The sequence below is a fragment of the Microcoleus pseudofavosus SVA1_A4 genome (assembly GCF_036700565.1).
In the GTDB taxonomy this organism is placed as follows: Bacteria; Cyanobacteriota; Cyanobacteriia; order Cyanobacteriales; family Microcoleaceae; genus Microcoleus.
In genome coordinates, this window is the sequence record NZ_JAUBPE010000120.1 from 1 (window position 1) to 13,699 (window position 13,699).

Sequence of the window (13,699 nt, forward strand, 5' to 3'; positions counted from 1 at the left end):
AACTTGGGTATGGAAGTCATGCACGAGCGCAACGCTCACAACTTCCCGCTCGACTTGGCTGCTGGTGAAACCACTCCAGTTGCAATGGTTGCTCCTTCTATCAATGGTTAATTTTTAACTTGAGATTGCAAAAAGCGCTCCTAGTAATAGGAGCGCTTTTTGTTTTGGGAAAAAATTATAGTCTCAACGAGATTGTCATGTATCATGATAGAAGGAATACGCTGCTTGTAGTTCTTTTGCTCCCATAGAGCATAAAAGCCTTCTTTATGGAGTTGCATTCTTATGACAGTCACTACAGAAAATTCAATTAGAGCATTGCTGTCAAACACTGAGGAGGTGATGTTGGGTGAGCTGAGTTTAATCAAACATTCCTTAGAAAAGCTGTTTGAATCTGATGAAGCGCGGATTCCTAAAGAAGAATCATTTAATTATCTGTTGAAAATTGTTGAGGTGTCAGAACAGATTAGAGCAGCAAAATATCCACGTCAAAAATCTGATATTTATTATTCTGAATACAGACCATTTTTCAGCGAAATTAAAGCAAAATATAGTGACTTTTTAGCACGTGATACCTTCAAAGAAATTGAAGCTCATGAAAAATACCTGGATGGCTTTAGGGAATTAATCATAGCTCTGGGTATTATGCTGGCTGCGTTTGAAGAAGAAATAGATCGAGTACACCAATATGGAGCTCTCTACACGGGTATGGTGGGACTATCAGAGCTTTTAGAAGAATATCTTCTCTACTTCCCACAAGACTTAATAGAGTACGTTAAGAATATAGCATTGGCATTTTTGAATGATTCTAGCCTAAAACCGGATAAAGCCAATCATAACAAATCTGTTTTTTCATCTTTAGTTGGATTAAAAAACACTGCTAGAGCAGTATTATGGCAAATCGAAGAAAACCGAACAAGAAGTGAAAAACAACCTTCGATAGACTCTCATTCAAATCAAATCTTTAGTAGTGAATTGCAAATTCAGAAGAACCAAGCTGCAATCGATTGGGCAAATTCACGACTTGAACAAATAGAAACTATTAGCGAAGCAAAAGGATGGAAATTGTAGAGTGATTGTAATTCTAGACTCTAATATTCTTGCTTTGTTGGTTACACCTCTTGATGAAAAATTGTCTGAAGATGAGAAGCTAGGCACGGAGATTCATCAATGCACAAAATGGTTTGAACGCCTATTGTCGAAAGGTGCGTATATAATTGTTTCTGATATCTGTGATTATGAAGTTAGACGCGAATTCATTCGTATTAAAAGCAAAAGTGTTCAAGAGTTAGACAACCTGAGAGATTTAATTGAATTTCAAGAAGTAACTTTTGCTGTGCTAGAAAAGGCTGCCGAACTATGGGCTGAAGCAAGATATCTGAGTCAATCTAATAAAATCAAGGAGAACATTGATGTAGACTGCATTCTGGCTGCTCAATGGTGTCTACTCAAAGAGAAATACCCTGGTCGTCAAGTCATTATTGCAACTAAAAATATTAAAGATTTTCAACGTGTTACCGATTGTGATGTTTGGCAAAACATTACTTATTTATAGTAATTTACGAGTTAGATAAAATGTCAGTTAAACTTGAGATATGCCAGAGCATAAGTGCCTGCCACATTTTACCTTCAGACTTTTAGCTGATTTCTCAGCGGGAGAGTGTCAAAATTAAAGATAGCTCCTAAGCTGTTAAAGATGCCAGGATTGTTTCAGTTTAGCTGTTCCCAGTTCCTGAATCTCAGCAAAAACAAATGTAGCCGATCGGGAGTAGCTCCTCACCGTGTCAAGCGCTCTATCTCTAAGGAGGATTTGTATTATGAAAGATGGACAAGAAGTACGCCGCGTCTCCACAGCAGTCATTGCCGGTGTTTGCGGGTTGGCTTTAGTGATGGGAGGGGGCATTGCCTGGTGGACGGCGAACCGTTCCCCAACCGCAGAAACGCAGTCTTCCGCTCCGACTACCGCTCCGGCGCTTTCCCCAAGTCCTGCGGAATCCCCTGCTGTAATTATCCCCGTACCTCTTCCAACACCTGTTCAGGTGCCGCAGGCTCAGACGCCTCAAGCTCAGACGCCTCAAGCTCAGACGCCGCAGGCTCTGGTCCCGCAGGCTGTGGCCCCAAAGTCGCCACAGCCAAAGCCTTTGCAGCAGACGGCGGCCCAAACAGTGCAAGTTTACTGGGTTAAAGATGCAAACGGCAAATTTGAGGGAGTTCCTACGAAAGTAGCTGTCAAACAAGCTGACAAGCCTGATGCAACTTTACAAGCTGCTTTTAACAGTTTGTTGGCCGGGCCGAAGGATGCAACTGTTTCTAGCGAAATTCCTAAGGGGACAAAACTCCGGAGTTTGAGTGTCAAGAATGAGGGAGTTTATGTAGATTTGTCGGCCGAATTTACTTCGGGGGGAGGCAGCACTTCGATGACTGGCCGGTTAGGGCAAGTTATCTATACGGCTACGAGTTTAAAACCGAATACCCCGGTTTGGATTTCCGTGGAAGGCAAGCCTTTAGAACTTTTGGGCGGCGAAGGTTTGGAGGTGGCTCAACCGAGTACCCGCCAAAGTTTTGACAAAAATTTTCCCCTTTAGGAATTATGAGTGATTAGTCATCAGTGATTAGTCATTAGTCTGAAGGCAGAGATTAGGGATGGGAGCATCCCAATGAGGGCTTTCACACTCCGTGCGAGCATCTTACTCGCGCTTAGATATAGGCTTTACTGTGCAGGATGCTCGCACTCCTAAAAAACGCTTTTTGCTCTCCTTGAGATGCTCGCAGTAGGGAGTAAAGATTGATAACTGATAATTGATAACTCCTAACTAATGACTCCTAACTAATGACTCCTAACTAATGACTAATTCTCAGTGCTTGGTAGTCAGGCTAAATGCCCGAAAGTGGAGGGCTTGCTGTTCGATCCGGGTGGCAAGCCGATCGCACACCATGTTACACAGCTCAAAAATTAACTCGTCTTGCACCTTATAATAGGCTGAAGTCCCTTCACTCCGGCGAGTGAGGATACCAGCTTGGAGCATGAGTTTTAGGTGCTTAGAAACATTGGCTTGACTCGTTTGAGTAGCTTCCACCAACTCTTGCACGCATTTTTCGCCGTCGCGAAGCAAGTTCAAAATTCGTAAACGCATTGGCTCGCTCAGAATACTGAAATACTCAGCAACTTGTTGCACAACCTCTTGCGGGACAGGCTGGGATGACTTCATCAAACTCACCGGAGAGAAGTGATCTCGAAATATTAGCATTTATTCCATAACAATAAAGTAATCTTTCAATCCGGATTAATTCGCATCAACACTTGACCGTATTCGACAGGTTCGCCATTTTGAACTAAAATTTCCATCACTTGACCGGACACTTCATCAGCATCGATCTCGTTCATCAGCTTCATCGCTTCGATAATACAGACTGTCTGGCTGACCTTGATGCGATCGCCCACATTTACAAAAGGCGGCTCGTCGGGAGCAGCAGCGCGATAAAAGGTTCCTACCATCGGCGAGATAATTGGCACCCATTTGGTATCGACAGGAACCGACACGGCAGCAGGCACCGCGGCTGGGGCGGGGGCTGGGGCGGCGGCCAGAGCCGCTCCTAAATTTTGGCCAACAGCATCCGGTGACGCTAAGGTGGGGCTAGCAACAGCGCCCAACGCGATCGCGGGAGCGACTGTCGCCGCAGCAGGGAGCGCAGCAGCGGTGTCTGGTGAGCTTGCCAGAATGCCTTTGCGTACTGTCAGTTCAAGCTCCCCACTTTTTAACGTCAGTTCCGAAATGCCAGTTTTGTCTAAAACAGTTAGCAGTTGGCAAAGCTGATTTAAGTCTAGTTGCACAGCAGATTCAAGGGTAATTGAGAATTGAGAATTGAGAATTGGGAATCCGGCGAAGCTAGGATACTCCACCGATTTTGGAGGCAAAGGGATAGTTTTTAAGCTTTGAGCGATGAGTGTTGAATTTTGAGTTCTTTAACTCAGAACTCAGAACTCAGAACTCAAAACTCAAAACTCGCTTTTCCTCCGTCGTTTCTACTCTCGGCCGAGGTACTTGTCTTCACGAGTATCAATCCGAATCCGTTCTCCAATGGAAATAAATAGAGGCACCATAATCTGAGCCCCGGTGGAGAGGATGGCGGGTTTGCTGCCACCGGTGGCAGTATCTCCTTTGACTCCGGGATCGGTTTGCATCACTTCCAAGACGACAGAGTTGGGCAGTTCCACTTCCATGATTTGGTCGTTCCAGCGCAGGATGCTGACTTCCATCCCTTCATGGAGGTACTTGACACGATCGCCTATTTCCTTGGCAGTGAGACGGCTTTCCTCGTAAGTTTCCATATCCATAAAGACGAACTGGTCGCCCTCTTTATAGGTATGCTGCATGGCGCTCTTTTCGAGGTTGGCTTGAGGCAAAGTCTCGCCGGCTCGGAAGGTTTGTTCTACTACGTTTCCGGTTTGGACATTTTTTAATTTTGTCCGCACAAAAGCTGAGCCTTTTCCTGGCTTGACGTGGAGGAATTCGATAACCCGCCACACGCCGTTATTCCATTCAATTGAAACACCTGGTCGAAAGTCGTTACTCGAGAGCATATAAATTTTTGCGGGCAATCCCGTCGCCTTGCCGGCACGGGGGAACTACAGTCAGTCGATTTTAGATTTTAGATTTTAGATTTTAGATTTACTCCACAGATGAATTTGGGAGATTGAACCTTGGTCTAAAATTTTGATCCCTCCACGACAGGAGTCTGGGGATTGTATCCGTTTTTGAGCGGGTCAGGTTAAAGCCGCACTCTAGCTGACGGCATCAAAAGCAATTGGCATTTTATTTTACCGTTCAAAGGGGGCAAGTGCTGTACAGAAAGCTAAAAAGCTCTCAAGGGAAGGAAGTTCCGCCGCGAGCAGTGTAGGGCATTTAAGGGATAGAAGGCCGACAGCGCTGTGGGAAGATAAGAGAGGCAATAAAAGTTAAAGTTATGTTGCATTGGCCTAATTTCTCGATCGATACGTGCAAGCGCTGGGTCAAAACCGTCGCTTTAGCACTCCTGCTGTTCACTCTCGGACTGAGTTTCAGTTCAGTCTCCCATGCCAAACGCCCCAGCAGCAGTATGCCTGCGGGAAATGCGATTACCGACGGCCGGGCGCTGCTGCGCTACGCTCTACCTCTTGACAATCAGACGGTGCGAGAGTTGCAAATCAGTCTCGAAGACATTGGCAACCACATACGATCTAAACGTTGGGGGCCCATTAGCAGCGATGTCAGCAAGGCTTCCAGGATTCTCAACCTTCGGGAATCTGACCTTTTAGAGAGTATTCCCGACGCCAAAAAGCCGGAAGCTGAGGTGCTAGTTGCACGAGTCAAGGAGGGAATTGCTCAACTGGAAAAGGCTGTTGAGGCTAAAGACAAGGAAAAAGTGATTGACTTGAAACCCACAATCCTGGGTTCGGTAGGCGAAATCGAAGAGTTGATGGTGGCAAAGTTTCCGTTTGAAGTGCCGGCCAAGTATGCTAATCTGCCTCAACTGAAAGGGCGCGCTACTGTGGCTGTACAAACGGAAAAAGGGGAAATTACTGTTGTGGTTGACGGCTACAGCGCGCCTGTGACTGCTGGTAATTTTGTGGATTTGGTCGATCGAGGTTTTTATGACGGTTTGCCGTTTATTCGATCGGAAGAATCCTACGTTTTGCAAACGGGAGACCCCGAAGGCAAGGAAGAGGGTTTTATTGACCCAGCTACTGGCAAATACCGGAATGTTCCGCTGGAAGTCCTCGTTAGGGACGAAAAGGAGCCTATTTACGGGATTACTCTAGAAGATGCGGGGCGCTATCGCGACGAGCCTGTTTTGCCTTTTTCTGCTTTCGGTACTGTGGCAATGGCGCGCAAGGAAGCTGAACCCGACAGCGGTTCTTCTCAGTTTTTCTTTTTCTTGTTTGAACCTGAACTCACGCCCGCTGGCCTGAATCTGTTGGACGGTCGGTATGCTGTTTTTGGTTACATGATTGAAGGAAAAGAAGTTTTGGAGAAACTGAAGCAGGGAGACAAGATTCTATCTGCTAAGGTAGTTAAAGGAATCGAAAATTTGGTGCGACCTCAAGTTTAATTAATGACAGCGATTGAAATCGCTTTTTGTCAAAAGTGACGGCGATTGAAATCGCTTCTACACAAACAAAGCCCGCCTCCGCGGGCTGAAAAAATCTAGAGTGACGGCGATTGAAATCGTTTTGAAATCACTTTTGCACAGACAAAGCCCGCCTCCGCAGGCTGGAAGAATAGATATTTTTTATAGTTTCGTTATTTAGATCGGGAATTTAATCGAGAATATGGCAATTTTAGAATTTTTATTGGTAATTGGTTTGGGCGGATTCGCAGGCTTGCTGATTGTAAATAATATCAATGAAAGCAAGCAAAAGCGACAGTTAGATGAGGCTTTTTATCAGTTGTTGGAAACTCAAAACAGTCAGGTGTCGCTGATTCAACTGGCGGCTAATGCTAGGGTTGAGGCGGAAATTGCTCAGCAGTATTTAGATCGGCAAGTTAAGATTTTTTCGGCGGTTTTAGAGGTAGATGATGAAGGGGATACTTTTTATAGGTTTCCTAGGTTGCGCTTGCCGCCGAATTCGGGTAAGGAATGGTGAAGTGAGAAAGTGCGATCGACTAATTCAAATTTATGAAAGTTAAAGATATCGGCGAACAAGGTCTTTTAAGAATATTGCAAAAATTCTGCCCCGCAGAGATAGTGGGTGATGATTGCGCTGTCATGGCTACAAATCCCAACCAATCTCTCGCTATCACTACAGATATGTTGGTGGATGGAGTGCATTTTAGCGATCGAACTACGGGGCCTTATTACGCAGGCTGGCGCGCCGCAGCGGCAAATTTGTCGGATCTGGCTGCGATGGGAGCAACGCCTCTGGCGGTGACTGTAGCCTTGGCTGTGGCGGCGGATACGGCTGTGCTGTGGGTTGAAGAGTTTTATCGGGGGATGACGGCTTGCTTGCAAGAATATCATACGCCGATCGTCGGTGGCGATGTTGTGCGATCGCCCGTGGTGACGGTGGCGATTACTGCTTTTGGGGAGGTTGAGTTCGATCGTACCATTCGTCGGTCAAATGCGCGATCGGGGTGGGCGATTGTCGCCACGGGTGTTCACGGGGCCTCCCGCGCGGGATTAGAATTGCTGTTAAATCCAGAATTCGGGCAAAATCTTACAGAAGTCGATCGAGCTTCTTTAATTCTCGCTCACCAGCGCCCTAAACCGAGACTGGATGTTTTGCCGGTTGTTTGGGAAATATTAGGTTCCGAAGGCGCGATGGAACCCCCCCTCAGTCCCCCCCTTACCAAGGGGGGGAAGCAAGATTTCAATTCTCCCCCCCTTAGCAAGGGGGGGCCGGGGGGGGTTCAATCCCCAATTTCCATCGCCGGAATGGACAGCAGCGACGGTTTAGCGGATGCGATTATTCAAATTTGTCGGGCTAGCGGTGTTGGCGCAAAAGTCGATCGCGCCCAAATACCAATTCCTCCTATTTTAAGGGAAATCGTATCAACCGAAACAGCTTTAGATTGGGCATTCTACGGCGGCGAAGATTTTGAGTTAGTGTTGTTTTTGCCGATCGCCCGTGCTAAGCTATTGGTCGATCGAATTGGTGATGGTGCTGCGATCGTGGGAATCACTACGGATAGCACCGATATCTGGTTGATTGATAGCAGCGGGATTTATCCTGATGCGGGGTTAAAGGTCGATCGAGGATTTCAACACTTTTGAATTATCTCTTAGCCGGCGGAGTCAGAAACCGGGTTTTTGGGAACAATCATTAATTGTGGCGCAAAGATTCGGTAAAAACCCGGTTTCTTTGGCCTTATTGTTCAGAATTCTGTCGCACTTGGGCCGCTTCCTGTAACATATCATTAACTGGTGGACGTTGGGAATCGTGCAATCTCCGAGGTTCAGACTTGCGCCGAAACCATTTCAACTGATTAATCTTCCACGCACCATTAATCCAGCCCATCAATCCAGAAACCAGAATTACAACCAAAAGACTCAACAACAGACTAGCTACAGCCGGATGAAGCACATCCCCTTTTTGAGGTATTCTGAACACTAGGGGTGTCTGGATATAATTTGAAACCGCAGACACCACAAGGCCTCCAGCCCCTAATCCAGTACCCCATATTTGAATAGTTCTTTCTAAAGAGCGATCGATTTCTGCTTGTTCGATATCCACAATCCCCGCTACCAAATCCACCGCAATCTTAATCAAATCAGTACGATGTTTAAAATAGCCTAAATCGCCCTGAATTTGTCGTTGAAAATACGGACAACTTCTCTCAATAAAAAAATTAAATGCGCTCAATTTATCCGTTGAAAATTGCCATTTATAAGAAATCTCAGAGAGCTTTTCCTGATAATTGTAAACATGAATATTAATCGTATTATTAAAATCTTCGAGATATTCTAAGGCTCTTTCATAATTCAAACTTTCTCCAAGTAACTCTTTTAGTTTGATTTTGAGAGAGGTTAAAGACTCATCTAGATCGACATTTTCCTGGCAAGCAACATTATTGTTCGATTCAAAGTCAGCGATTTTTGTTTCTAAGCTAGCAATTGTCACCTCAATTTCTGCATAGAGTTTCTTAAGTAAATCATAATTGCTGCGACTATCCAGAAAAGCTTTAGTGATTTTATGGCGGTAATAAAACAGTTCAAACAAAGGTTGAATAATTTGCCCTAATTTTTCCTCAATATCATCATCAACCAGATAAACAAAGACTTGCAGTTGACTTTTTATCGAACTATACTCAAAAATTGGAGAACCCAGTAACTCAGTATCGCGGTAAAAAGGTGGACGCACAGATGCTTCGGGGAACAGATTATTGAAACATTCATCTGCAACTTGGCGGATGGAATGTTTGGTTGGATGTGAATAAGTTTGTAATTTGTAGGTAATAAAAATAGTCTGTCCTAGCCAATCTTGATAATTATCAGGAATTAGGAGATTATTTTCATTAAATTGTTGTAATTCTGTAATTTCTAGGTTTTTATTTTCCTCGGTTTCTGGGCTACCAATTCTCGCTAAAATGCCTTCGCTATCCTCCAGAAGGCAAAACTTAAAAGAACCATCAATTTTATTGGAATGCGAGAATTTTTTGACTTTAGTGAGGGGATAACCGAGGTTGGCTTGGGAAAAAATTATCTCTTTTTCGGGGCTAAAATGTTGCCAGATAGTATTAGCCCAAGTCCAGATTGAGTTAGCTTCGGTTTTGCTTTTCTGGCTGAGTTGGTAGCTGTAGATGTAGATTTGGGGATGGTCAATTTTTAGCATCGGCTTTGTCAATGCGTTTTTTCAAGCTTGCTTCTAGCTTTTTGATATCGGGATAGGTATTGACGATTGTTTCATAACCGGGCGTGGCTTCTGCTTCTACATCATCGAGATTTTTTCTCACCAGACTTTTAATTGCATCTCTAACATCTTTAAATTGTTTGTAGAGTGTATTGATAGCATCTTCTACAGTATCATTGTCAGCACCAGATTCTGCTAAAGGGAGGACTTCGGCGAGCAATTTTTCGATAAAAGGGGGAGTCAAAATTGCCGGGGCGGTGGTAATGGCGTTATAGATTTGGGACAAAATATCGACTTCGTTCATAATTTTACCTCACAAATGGATGTTGTTTGAATGAGCAATTAGGCAAGTGTCACACTTCGATCGACTTGTAAGGTGGGTCAGTCTTAGGTTGGTCGAAAAATCAGGGTTTTCGCAACTGACGCACCCTACTAATTTTAGCGTGGGTTGATTAATTTTGGTCGGCTTGTTCAGCTTGTTCTTTTTGAGATTCGGCGATAGTCGCTGTTACTTCAGTTACAGGTAAGTCTAAGAATGTAGCAATATCTTCTGTAGCTACTCCCCGACTAAACATTCTGAGAATAGCAGCTTTTTCTCGCTGTTTAGCTTCTGCTTGTCCTTCTGCAAAAACATCTTGATAAAATCGGGTTTGTTTTAAGTCAGTTAGGTTAAACATGGCGGCAACTTCCTCTCTGGTTTTTTGGGGTAATTTGTAAACAATGATGGTTTCTAGTAAGTTGATGAAGTTTTTTCTGGCTGTGGTATCCGATATTTCGGTTTCGGCTTGTCTGGCTAAATCTATGGCAAAGTTTTCGGCGGTGTTGTCTGGTTCGATTACCAGTTTAATCAATTTTATGGGTAGAGATGCTGTTTCTAATGCACTTAGTTCATTGATGTAAATACGGGTGATTTGTGGGAGGGCGAGCATTTCCTGAAAGTGGATGCTATTTTCTCTTTCGGTTTGCCGATTTGGGTAGATGACTACCAATTGCCAAGGGTGCGGCGGTTGGTATTGTTTGAGATAGATGAATAGTTCGGCAAAAAGACGGTAGTAGAGAGTTGGATCTGGTTGAAATTGGACTTCGACAACGTAGAATGGTAGTTGAGGATCGGGAATAATTGGTAGAAATAAACCGTCTAGGCGAAAAGCTAATTGTTTGACTTCTTGGGATGTAAATTGGTATTGGTTGGCACTCTCGGCGGGTATGCCTAAAAGGGCAAAGAATACAAAGGGGAATTCTTGGAAGATGTTGTAAAATATGCTATCGGTTTTCATCGATTAAATTAAATCTTTCCTTGGATTATAATCCTATCGCACAAAACGCTCCCCAATGATAAACATCGCCATAGGGTTGTTCGTCATTATTGTAGCCTTTTAATTCCTTGAGGATCGGTTTTTTTCTATCGGCCTCGAAACTGTCCGATTCCTGCACCCATGATAGCAAATCGGAAGTCGCGGCAGACTTAAACCAGCGCTGGGTATCGTGGAGGGCTTTACCGATGCTGACTCCTGGTTTGAGCAATTCATAGAATTTTACCATGATCAAGGCGGTGGAGAGGTCGTTGACAGCCCAAAGACTGGCTAGGGTTCCCATTGCACCGGCGTGGATAAATCCTGTCGGTAATCCAATATAATCGGAGCGATTGTTGGTGTCAATTAGCGCGGTTTCGCAGGCGGAAAGCACGACTAAGCGGCAATATTTGAATTGCAGTAACAAGATATCTGCTAATGTCAGGCATTTGTTAATGTCGGCTGTTTTGCCGTCGCGCCATTCCACGTAACGATTCGATTCATCTAAATCCGATCCCGCCCTTGACTGGGAATCTCCGCCGATGATGCCGCCAGACAAGATTAAAAACGATTTTAGCGGATCGTCGGGATTGAAGGAGCCGTGACAGGAAAAGTGCGCGCAGTGGGCGTTTTCTAACTGTTCTAGATACTTTTCTAGGAGATTTGTTTTACTCGCTTCATTGCCGGGGAGAATTTGACTGAGCGCGAATTTGGGGGCGATGCTGGCGACTTCTAAATCGGTGTAGCGCAGATCGGAGGTGGGGTTTTGCAGGGCGAGGAGTTGGTCAAAATTCGGGTGGATGGTAATCTGTTGCAGGAGTTGGCAACTGGGGCTGTATTGAATGCCTTCGAGGTATTTATCTAATAAGAATTCGTCGTCGGTTAGGGGTAGGGCGTGGAGGGGGAACAGGTGCAGCAACCAGTGGGGAATTAGGATTAAGCGGGTACTTTGTGAGGGCAGTATTGTGGTGATTTGGAGGATGTCGGCGAGGCGCTGGAGATAGGTAGCAAGTTGTTTTTGCCAGTCGGTTTTGCTGGTTTTGTAGGATTCCCGGTATTCATTAACTAAGTCGGTTAATTCATCGTGTTGACGATGGCGATGCACTGTCAGCACGTCGGGGTAAGTGACTACAAAGGTGATAATTTCTGCGTCAGTGATGTACCACTCAATGAGGGCGGTGTTTGGGGTGAGGAGTTGGGTGATTTCGCTGAAGGTGATGGGTGCTAGGGTTTTGGGGTTTTTCTGTCTTTGGGCGATGACTTCTGCAAGGTTGCGGGCTTTGTTGGCTTCGGCATATTCTAGTGCTTCTTGGTTGCTTTGGCGATCAAGACATACTTGCACCATGCCTGCATAGAGTCTATCCCACTGCAAATCGTGTTTTTGTTTGGTTTCATTCCCCGATTCCAACTTCCGCAGTTTGGCGGCTCCGGTTATGGCATTTTTAAAGGTATCGTAGGCACTTTGGAGAGTTTCTGCTTTTTGGTTTGTGTCTTCTGGTTTTTCTTGGTTGATGTTGTCTAGTTTTGCCAGATAAGCCCAGCCCTGGTTATTTAATGTTAATACATTATTGAACGGGAAATCCTTAAGGGTATAAACTGTTAAAGCAGCCTGATAAAACTCGATCGCTTGTTCCAGATTTTCGGCCCGCGAACCGTTTATCCTGTTACTGTAGGCAATAGCTAGGTTATTTTGAGTCATTGCCCAATCTTCAGGGAAAGCCTCAAGGGTATAGACAGTTAAAGCAGCCTCAAAAAACTCGATCGCCCGTTCCAGATTTTCGGCCCGCGAACCGTTTATCCTGTTTCTATAGGCAATAGCTAGGTTATTTTGAGTCGCTGCCCATTTTTCAGGGAAATCCTTAAGGGTATAGACTGTTAAAGCTTTCTCATAAAACTCGATCGCCCGTTCCAGATTTTCGGCCCGCGAACCGTTTATCCTGTTACTGTAGGCACCAGCTAGGTTATTTTGAGTCGTTGCCCAATAGTCACGGAAATCCTTAAGGGTATAGATAGTTAAAGCTGCCTGATAAAACTCGATCGCCCGTTCCAGATTTTCGGCCCGCGAACCGTTTATCCTGTTACTGTAGGCAATAGCTAGGTTATTTTGAGTCATTGCCCAATCTTCAGGGAAAGCCTCAAGGGTATAGACAGTTAAAGCAGCCTCAAAAAACTCGATCGCCCGTTCCAGATTTTGGGCCCGCGAACCGTTTATCCTGTTAGTGTAGGTAAGGGCTAGGTTATTTTGAGTCATTGCCCAATCTTCAGGGAAATCCTCAAGGGTATAGACAGTTAAAGCAGCCTCATAAAACTCGATCGCCCGTTCCAGATTTTCGGTCCGCGAACCGTTTATCCTGTTACTGTAGGCAGTAGCTAGGTTATTTTGAGTTCCAGCATAGTTTTCGCTTCCCGGTTGCCGATTGTTTAAAACTATTTGATAACCAGTAATGGCAATTTCAATATTATTCGCTCTACTGCCAAGAGGGAATTGATTAATATCAATACTCAAATTTTCAATAAGGCCGACAATGAACTCAATTGCTTCTGGATGTTCCGCAATTAACCTCTGGGCTACTTGCTTTAAAGTTTCGGCAAAACGGGCATTGAGGAGATGTTGCCGCCCGGCCAGCATCGGATAAATTACTTTAATATCGCTATCGCTAGCTGCTTCTGCTTGCAATAATTCTCTGATAAATTCTGCATATTCTTGGGAATCTTCACCTGCGGAGTTATCACCATTTCCGCCATCGTTCGTATCGATGAATTGTGCTAGCTGACTGGCAAGCTTTCGTAAAAAATTAATTATCCCCATTTTTATATCCTTATTTAATACCCACAAACAATCCCGATCAACCCGCCCCCACCCACCGAAGAAATTCGATCGCTTGTTTCCAATTTTCCTACAAATGCGATCGCCCGTTTTCCGGTTTTCCCGAAAGTACGATCGGGAAATTGTCGTTGGGAGGGGGCGGGTTTATTTCAATTGTTGGTACTCATTAGAGATGGTTGGCGAACCCGCCCCTTGTATCTTAAAAGAGTGAGTCAGTCGATCGCCACGTCATTGATTAGATCATACCGACAAGTG

General features: G+C 44.8%; 13 protein-coding genes and 1 pseudogene. 7 read left to right on the forward strand and 7 right to left on the reverse strand.

All coding sequences use genetic code 11. From position 1 onward, the window contains the following. The 4 genes and pseudogenes from QUA02_RS31315 to QUA02_RS31330 all read left to right on the forward strand — a co-directional run. Positions 1-111: pseudogene (locus QUA02_RS31315) on the forward strand (photosystem II q(b) protein); the annotation flags it as partial. Positions 112-282: 171 nt separating this feature from the next. Further along, a complete protein-coding gene (locus tag QUA02_RS31320; protein ID WP_333033547.1) occupies positions 283-1,068 on the forward strand; it encodes a hypothetical protein in 786 nt (261 codons plus the stop codon). Position 1,069: 1 nt separating this feature from the next. After that, positions 1,070-1,552 carry a type II toxin-antitoxin system VapC family toxin gene (locus tag QUA02_RS31325; protein WP_333033549.1) on the forward strand — a complete coding sequence of 161 codons (483 nt, stop codon included), beginning with the start codon at positions 1,070-1,072 and terminating at the stop codon, positions 1,550-1,552. A 262-nt stretch (positions 1,553-1,814) separates the two neighbouring features. After that, complete coding sequence (locus QUA02_RS31330; protein ID WP_333033551.1) at positions 1,815-2,582, forward strand: GerMN domain-containing protein; 768 nt, start codon at positions 1,815-1,817, stop codon at positions 2,580-2,582. Between the two features lie 270 nt (positions 2,583-2,852). On the opposite strand, the gene QUA02_RS31335 is transcribed toward QUA02_RS31330, so the two are convergent. The 3 genes from QUA02_RS31335 to efp form a co-directional block, all read right to left on the reverse strand. Continuing rightward, positions 2,853-3,245, reverse strand: a complete 393-nt coding sequence (locus tag QUA02_RS31335; protein ID WP_106146178.1) for an ArsR/SmtB family transcription factor — start codon at positions 3,243-3,245, stop codon at positions 2,853-2,855. A gap of 26 nt (positions 3,246-3,271) precedes the next feature. Next, positions 3,272-3,829, reverse strand: coding sequence for an acetyl-CoA carboxylase biotin carboxyl carrier protein (gene accB / locus QUA02_RS31340; protein ID WP_333033563.1), 558 nt, complete (start codon positions 3,827-3,829; stop codon positions 3,272-3,274). A gap of 192 nt (positions 3,830-4,021) precedes the next feature. Beyond that, on the reverse strand, positions 4,022-4,579 hold the full coding sequence (gene efp / locus QUA02_RS31345) for an elongation factor P (protein ID WP_333033553.1): 558 nt from the start codon (positions 4,577-4,579) through the stop codon (positions 4,022-4,024). A 383-nt stretch (positions 4,580-4,962) separates the two neighbouring features. On the opposite strand from efp, the gene QUA02_RS31350 reads away from it, so the two are divergent. The 3 genes from QUA02_RS31350 (at position 4,963) to thiL (ending at position 7,749) form a co-directional block, all read left to right on the forward strand. Beyond that, positions 4,963-6,087: a peptidylprolyl isomerase gene (locus QUA02_RS31350; protein WP_333033554.1), complete on the forward strand. Its 1,125-nt coding sequence runs from the start codon at positions 4,963-4,965 to the stop codon at positions 6,085-6,087. A 220-nt stretch (positions 6,088-6,307) separates the two neighbouring features. Beyond that, positions 6,308-6,622 (forward strand): hypothetical protein, encoded by a 315-nt coding sequence (locus QUA02_RS31355; protein WP_333033555.1) that lies wholly within the window; start codon positions 6,308-6,310, stop codon positions 6,620-6,622. Positions 6,623-6,654: 32 nt separating this feature from the next. Then, a complete protein-coding gene (thiL, locus tag QUA02_RS31360) occupies positions 6,655-7,749 on the forward strand; it encodes a thiamine-phosphate kinase (protein WP_333033557.1) in 1,095 nt (364 codons plus the stop codon). Between the two features lie 94 nt (positions 7,750-7,843). On the opposite strand, the gene QUA02_RS31365 is transcribed toward thiL, so the two are convergent. From QUA02_RS31365 to QUA02_RS31380, 4 genes are all read right to left on the reverse strand, one after another. Continuing rightward, a complete protein-coding gene (locus QUA02_RS31365; protein ID WP_333033558.1) occupies positions 7,844-9,307 on the reverse strand; it encodes a hypothetical protein in 1,464 nt (487 codons plus the stop codon). Next, positions 9,294-9,629, reverse strand: coding sequence for a hypothetical protein (locus QUA02_RS31370; protein WP_333033559.1), 336 nt, complete (start codon positions 9,627-9,629; stop codon positions 9,294-9,296). Before QUA02_RS31370 ends, QUA02_RS31365 begins: the two co-directional genes overlap by 14 nt. A gap of 148 nt (positions 9,630-9,777) precedes the next feature. Further along, the gene (locus tag QUA02_RS31375; protein WP_333033560.1) at positions 9,778-10,602 is read right to left on the reverse strand and encodes an Rpn family recombination-promoting nuclease/putative transposase; all 825 of its coding nucleotides are present in this window, start codon (positions 10,600-10,602) and stop codon (positions 9,778-9,780) included. Positions 10,603-10,627: 25 nt separating this feature from the next. Then, on the reverse strand, positions 10,628-13,426 hold the full coding sequence (locus QUA02_RS31380; protein WP_333033562.1) for a CHAT domain-containing protein: 2,799 nt from the start codon (positions 13,424-13,426) through the stop codon (positions 10,628-10,630). Positions 13,427-13,699 lie beyond the last annotated feature (273 nt).